The sequence below is a fragment of the Bradyrhizobium sp. 159 genome, assembly GCF_023073795.1.
In the GTDB taxonomy this organism is placed as follows: domain Bacteria; phylum Pseudomonadota; class Alphaproteobacteria; order Rhizobiales; family Xanthobacteraceae; genus Bradyrhizobium.
Genome location: NZ_JADPKE010000015.1, coordinates 1 through 5,872, shown reverse-complemented (window position 1 = coordinate 5,872; position 5,872 = coordinate 1). Strand labels below are relative to the sequence as shown.

Below are 5,872 nucleotides of genomic sequence, written 5' to 3'. Positions count from 1 at the left end.
CGTCGAGATCGTGCGCAAGGCGCTGTCGGCGCCCGCTCGCCAGATCGCTATCAACGCCGGCGAAGACGGCTCGGTGATCGTCGGCAAGATCCTGGAGAAGGAGCAATACGCCTACGGCTTCGACTCGCAGACGGGCGAGTATGGCAACCTCGTCAGCAAGGGCATCATCGACCCGACCAAGGTGGTCCGCGCCGCGATCCAGAACGCTGCCTCGGTGGCGGCGCTGCTGATCACCACGGAAGCCATGGTCGCCGAGCTGCCGAAGAAGAACACCGGCGCGCCCGCGATGCCCCCGGGCGGCGGCATGGGCGGCATGGACTTCTGATCCAACTCTCTCTAAAATGCGACCCCCGGCAGAAAAATGCCGGGGGGATTTTTTTGCTCGCGACTTTTTCAGTTCGTTGTTCTGATCTAGCGCTATGCGCTCTGCGGAAATGACGATCAGCAGTTGCTAGTCGTTCCGCTTGGGGCTTTGCGAGTCTGCTGGTAGGCATGTCATCGGGAGGACGAGCGGGTGATCGCGGTTCTGCACGGTCTTTCCCTGCGGCCTCAACGTCGGCGGCTGGTCAAGGCGAACACCTGAGAACGCCCGGTCGCGGTAGCCACCCATTGGCGCTACTGACTTAAATAGCATCGGTCCCCGCGCCTATCAATCGCTGTAAACGGATGCGCGAGCTAGGTGGTGGTCCCCGGGAAGAGCGATCCTCATCTCTCGTAATTTGGTCCGATCTGTTGCACCGTCCACAATCAGAAGAAGAACATCGCCAACTCAATCGAGACGGAAGATCTTTCGCCCAACCGCTACAATTTCCCGGTCGGTCGGAGGATTACTTGTCTCGACGTGCAGGGTGAGATCCGGCCTGTTCACTCTCAGGAAGTTCATCAGCTCGGTCTTCTCGGTTCCCGGTCCGATGATCAGCAGATCAGTGCAGCTACTCAGCGCCCGACCTACCCTGACGACAAACGTCGGATCGTCATTCACGGCAGAGCCAGTATGCGCTTTGCAATCAAGACGCTGGGGCGCCAAATGCGCGCGTACGGCCGTCGCGCTGACGCCCGTTAAACCTATGGAGAATATCTTAGCAATGAGGTGGTCGATCCACACGACCGCGTGCGAATGAATCTGAGTTGTCATGTCGCTCATGAATGGATTCCATTGTATTTCGTGATTCACCTGTCCGTCGGAGCGCAAGCCCGCACGCACATTTCCTGCGGCTGACGATGCCAATCATGGCTCAAGTGATCAGCGTGAACCGACTCGCTACGTTGATGTAGCCGGGAACAGATCGCGTTGACCGTGAGCGCTTTACAGGTCCAAAACCTCATGCCGCACGCTGCCTCTTGACGATCGAAGGCTTGTGCATTCTCCGCTCCATGTCGCCCACTGCTCCGAGATGGAATTAACGCACCATTGCGAATGCTCGAGCGCAACGAAGGAGAGCTCTTGTGGCTGTGAGAGTTCTAGATATTCAGGTTTGCGAAGCCATCCCGCCGGACGCGGGATGGCTGGAGTGAAGCCATAGAGCACAACGACATCCCGCAGTGGCGGGTCATGACAAACACGGATGCGGCCTGGTCACTGATCTCTCCGACCAAACGCGCTGATGCTGACAAGCCGCCATTTGCACTGGCGACCTTAACGAACTCGCCCGTCAACCGCACTCAATCCACAAGCCGCCTGGATGCATAGGTGTATTCGAGTGCCAGCCGTCGCGCGTATCCGTAAGATTGGCGGTCGCGCTATGTCCGCCGTCGATATTCTCATAGGATACTCCTGCTCGAAGAAGCTTATGGCGCGCATGGCGCCGGCCGCATGTACTTTGGCTTCATTATCCCGCAGCACGAAGGGCGCCGCCACGGCATGGGTCGGCTCCCCACGGAAGACCTCGCGCGCTCGAACGAGCGGCTGAGCGCGCTTGAGCTCCTTCAAGAGGAAAGGGCAGCCAACCTGCGTCAGGGTCCGTTCTCCCCAATCCCGTGCAGTGAGGACCGTGTGGCGGTCGACCCAGCTGACGGCCTGCTTTCCCTCCAGAAGAGCGAAACCGGTCGTGACGAAGGGGTTGGTGTCCGGGTCGAACTCTCGGACGAGCACAGCGTCCTTACCGCCATCAGAAAATTGGACGAGGCACAGGCGCACTTGGGGCGGCAGGCAGGTAGCGCCTTTAAAGACCCAGCTTTTCTTACCCGCGACCGCCAGCGCGTCAATATCGAGGATGGTCTCCCAGTGCGGGTCCTGGCCGCGATAGCTGTCAAGCGTAGTACGCCGCCAGATGCCGCGCACGTGGTTCTCGTCCTGCGAGAAATTGCTGAGACCCCGGCGTTCCAACGAAACATAGGAAATCCGGTCTTTGGCCTGAAGGATGCTGATGGCCTCCTCATAGAAGCGGCGATTGCGGGGATCTGATTGGAGCGCGCCGAGCGTCTTGTCATTCTCGGCGCGGGCCAAATCCAGTGCGCGTGGCTCTTCGATTTCCTCGAGGCAAAGGAAGGAATCGTCCACCCGGGCCGCAGCGGCCCACTCCTGGGGCACCGCCGTGAAGGACAAACACGTCAGCGAGAGCAACACGGCGGCGAGGAGCGAGTGTTTCATGGGAGTGATCCTGGGCTGGGTGGGCCGCCCGGCTCGCGCGACTTGCGAGCTGGCCGAAAGCGGACAGAAGACGTACATTCGGTTTCGACAGCGGTCATGGGCGGGACTGTGCCCGCCGGTCCGAACGAAGCAAGCAGCGTGCCGCCTGAAAATTGGCGGTTCTCCAGTCGCTCGGTCGCGCCCCTTGGCTCAAACCTGACAATGCAGTGTTAGCTTCGAAAGTATTGTGATGAGCTTTACACTACTCACCGATGGAGCAGAGGTGCCCTGCTCTGGCATTTCACAGACCGGTCCGTAATCGCGCTAGAAACATTTATGGCGCGCCTAACTTGCAACGGCACGTGCTCAAGAAAGGCCCTCGCGCGGAGAATTTGCCGCTGCTTGGTGCAGCGAGCGCGAGCACATGTCAGCACGGCGCGTCATAATGCGGAGGATCCAGTGACAAGCCCGCCGAGACGCCAGTCGTTCTCGCAATTCGCAGGCATTGCACGAAGTGACTCGCACTCCGCGGGATCGATCATAATCATTTGCAAGCGCTACGCACCCTTAGGCCCACATACCCAATCACCTGCGCAGGTTCCGTCGGGTAACAACAAGAACTGGCTCCACCGAATCAAGCACAGGCTCTCGACTTTCGTCAAAATCGTCAGGGCAGCGTCTCTTGGTTGTTCATTAAGAGCGGCCACCAATGGTGATCCGCTAGTCACCGAAACTCCGAGATCGATGGGGCGTGCCAGGGAGAGGTTGGTCTTACCGGCGGGCAACAAAACCCGGCTCGGCCACACAGGGCGGGCCAATTATCAATGCCTTCAGGGTGACTGCCCAGAACGGCATCAACTTCTCCAACGCTCATCAAACCGTGGACAGTTCCGGGTACCCAGTGACGGAATACATCCGCCACAGCCTCAGCCGCGAAGGCAAACTCACGGTGCGGGCCTCAAAGCTGGTGGCCGGGCCGGCCAAGATCATGAACCTGGGGGAATTGGTCTGCGAACTGCGGGACGGCGCGAAGTTCGTCTAGAAATTGGAATGAGGCTTGAGCCGTTCTTAGCCGCGTCGGAATGTGATAGGTATCCCATTCGGCACGCACGGATGACAACTTCGATCGTGCTACATTACCCGAGGAGCGCTAGTGACCAGGATGCCCACTTCGTTCGTGCTCACCGCTGCCTGCGCACATCGATGGATTCCGGCGCTAAGGCCGTTCGCGCGGCTCCGCGTTCGCTCCACTCATCCTAATCTAGTGGATCGCATGCCGCCTGAAGAACGGCTGTTTGGGAGGCGGTGACGTTGTCTCGAAATCCTGATCAGGTTGCCTAACGACCCTTTAGAACTCCTTCTCGGAGCCATTTTGGATAACGCTCATCGCGGTGTCATCAAGCGCAACGAGAGGCGCTAGGGCGAACACATCTGTGCAACTGAGTTGGTGCAACTCCATAGGTAAGGCGCTGGGTTAGCGCTGGTTCCGCAGCGAGGCGGAGCCCGAAGCGACGAGACAGCGTAGAGCAGCACACGAAGAGGGAAAACATGTGTGACGACTGCCTCCCGAGCTTGCCTTATCCGATGACGCCGTCTCGCCGTTCGCTATGCTGTTCACGGCTTCGGCGGCGGGCATGCTGCTGGGCGGTAGGATTGCGGGCGCCATGGAGGCAGCGGCGCCGCCAAAACCGGACAACCTTCTCACGCCGGACGCTTCGCTGAAGCGCCTAATGGAAAGCAATGCGCGCTACGTCCAGGACCTATCACGACGCATCCATATGCGGCGGTCCTAACTTGCGCCGATTCACGTATCGCACCCGAACATGTTTTCAATAGCGGACTTGGCGATCTGTTCGTCTGCCGTGTCGCTGGTAATTTCGCCAACGATGAAATGCTCGCCAGCATTGAATATGCGGTGACCGTGCTAAATACGCCGGTGGTCCTGGTACTTGGCCACGATCTCTGCGGCGCCGTCGGTGCTACGATCGAGTCCAAGTCTTTGCCTGGGCACATTCCATCTCTCGCCGCCGCACTTGCGGCCGCGGTAAAAGCGTCTTCCCAGGAAAGCGGGGATGCACTCGCAAATGCGATCCGGCAAAATGTAGTCGACAACGTCAATAAACTCAAATCGGCGGCTCCGATTTTAAATTTAGCAATCGAGCAGAATAGGCTGAAGGTCGTCTGGGGTCTTTATCGGCTCGACACCGGCCGCGTCGAATTGGTAAGCTGACCGTCATCAGGGCGTTAACTTCTGAGCAGTGCCGTTTGAAGCGACAAGGTTGAAAGGTTGTTGTCTCTGCCGCCGAGTCGACCAGATCCTGGCTCGGAGGGACAGATCTTACGCCGCGCGCCGGCGCAGCGCGTTCACGGCGTGTCGCGCGCCATGGAAAATTGCCCCCTCAGGGTCACGAGGAATTGCCCCTTCCTCGGACAGCTGAGGAGAGAGTGAATGAAGCAGGAACGAATCACTGAAGGCTCGTCGTGGATTGATCCACGGGGGCAGGTGATGAAGACGCCGGATGACGTGGCGGAGATGTTGCGCCTGAGGGCGTGCGGGTGGGATCTGAAGCGGATTGCGCGACAGCTGGGCTGCAGCCATCACACGGTGAAGGGCTACGTGGCGGCGGGCGGGGTGAAGCCGTTCAAGTCGCCTGAGCGGCCGAAGCGTCTCGACGGCCTTGAGGGTTGGCTGCGGGAGAGGCTCATTCGGCATCGCGGCAATGCCGACGTGGTGCGCCAGGACCTGTTGGCCGAGAAAGGCGTGGCCGGCAGCCGGCGGACACTGCAACGCGCCGTGCAGCCCTATCGGCGCTGAAGGCGGAGGCGCTGGCGACGACGCGGGTTTGAGACGCCGCCGGGCCGGCAGCTGGAGATGGACTTCGGGGAGCGCCTGGTCGAGATCGGAAGGGCGAAAGTCAAGGCATTCGTGTTCGTGGCAACGCTTGGACACTCGCGACGGCTCCAATGTGCGTGCGTTCCGGGCCGAGAGCAGGAGCATTGGTTCGCCGGGCTCGAGAGTGTCAATCGGCGTTCGACTGGGACCCCCTATCGGCATCCAAAAGGGGCTCTGACTCATATGTGGAACGGCCCGGGCTGCAAGGTCTTTCTCTGATTGAACAAGGAATGGCGGTGCGGTCATATGTTCGGCCTGTGAACGCGGCACCTGCCGCTGGCCACGATGATGTCCGCGGAAGCAATCGCCCAATCAATTTTGCGCGCTCGAAGCGCAGTGAGTCAGGCGGTCTGATTGCTACCGGGAATGTCGTCATTCAGTGTTCATCCAGATTGCACCCTGCCTCCTCG

5 protein-coding genes and 1 pseudogene are annotated in these 5,872 nt (G+C 59.7%); 4 read left to right on the top strand and 2 right to left on the bottom strand.

Annotation, left to right across the window (positions count from 1 at the left end):
• Nucleotides 1–325, top strand: a 325-nt coding sequence (locus tag IVA96_RS02305) for a TCP-1/cpn60 chaperonin family protein (RefSeq protein ID WP_275974751.1), incomplete at its 5' end; no start/stop codon positions are given.
• A gap of 444 nt (nt 326–769) precedes the next feature.
• Here the strand turns inward: IVA96_RS02305 and IVA96_RS02300 are convergent.
• Both IVA96_RS02300 and IVA96_RS02295 read right to left on the bottom strand, forming a co-directional pair.
• Nucleotides 770–1,144 (bottom strand): hypothetical protein, encoded by a 375-nt coding sequence (locus IVA96_RS02300; protein ID WP_247300228.1) that lies wholly within the window; start codon nt 1,142–1,144, stop codon nt 770–772.
• 492 nt (nt 1,145–1,636) lie between these two features.
• Entirely contained in the window at nt 1,637–2,590 is a 954-nt protein-coding gene (locus IVA96_RS02295; protein ID WP_247415248.1) for a hypothetical protein, read from the bottom strand.
• 730 nt (nt 2,591–3,320) lie between these two features.
• On the opposite strand from IVA96_RS02295, the gene IVA96_RS02290 reads away from it, so the two are divergent.
• The 3 genes and pseudogenes from IVA96_RS02290 (at nt 3,321) to IVA96_RS02280 (ending at nt 5,384) form a co-directional block, all read left to right on the top strand.
• A complete protein-coding gene (locus IVA96_RS02290) occupies nt 3,321–3,611 on the top strand; it encodes a VirK family protein (protein ID WP_346347878.1) in 291 nt (96 codons plus the stop codon).
• A gap of 506 nt (nt 3,612–4,117) precedes the next feature.
• Nucleotides 4,118–4,799, top strand: a pseudogene (locus tag IVA96_RS35685) (carbonic anhydrase).
• A gap of 219 nt (nt 4,800–5,018) precedes the next feature.
• On the top strand, nt 5,019–5,384 hold the full coding sequence (locus IVA96_RS02280; RefSeq protein ID WP_247277990.1) for a helix-turn-helix domain-containing protein: 366 nt from the start codon (nt 5,019–5,021) through the stop codon (nt 5,382–5,384).
• Nucleotides 5,385–5,872 lie beyond the last annotated feature (488 nt).